This is a genomic window from Streptococcus mitis (assembly GCF_002096835.1).
Lineage (GTDB): Bacteria > Bacillota > Bacilli > Lactobacillales > Streptococcaceae > Streptococcus > Streptococcus mitis_W.
The window spans coordinates 1-436 of record NZ_NCVG01000009.1 but is presented as its reverse complement, the minus strand read 5'-3'; the positions used below and the strand labels follow the sequence as shown (position 1 = coordinate 436).

The 436-nt window shown below is 40.1% G+C and carries 1 protein-coding gene; it reads left to right on the top strand.

Annotation, left to right across the window (positions count from 1 at the left end; translation table 11 throughout):
• A partial coding sequence (locus tag B7699_RS00070) for a YPDG domain-containing protein (protein WP_192851983.1) occupies nt 1-436 on the top strand: 436 nt, incomplete at both ends.

Below are 436 nucleotides of genomic sequence, written 5' to 3'. Positions count from 1 at the left end.
GAAATCACGGTAACTTATCCAGACGGTTCAACAGATACTGTACCAGTAGAAGTAACAGTCACAAACCAAGACAAAGACATCTACACACCAGAGTACGACAAAGAAAATGGCAAACCAGGTGGCACTGTTGAATTACCATTGAAAGAAAAAGATGGTAAGAAAATTCCATCAGGAACTAAGTTCGAAAGTAATACCCCAGGAATTACAGTCGACAAAGATGGTAAAGTAACGGTAACTATTCCAGAAGGAGCGAAACCAGGTGATAAGATTACAGGCGAAATCACGGTAACTTATCCAGACGGTTCAACAGATACTGTACCAGTAGAAGTAACAGTCACAAACCAAGACAAAGACATCTACACACCAGAGTACGACAAAGAAAATGGCAAACCAGGTGGCACTGTTGAATTACCATTGAAAGAAAAAGATGGTAAGA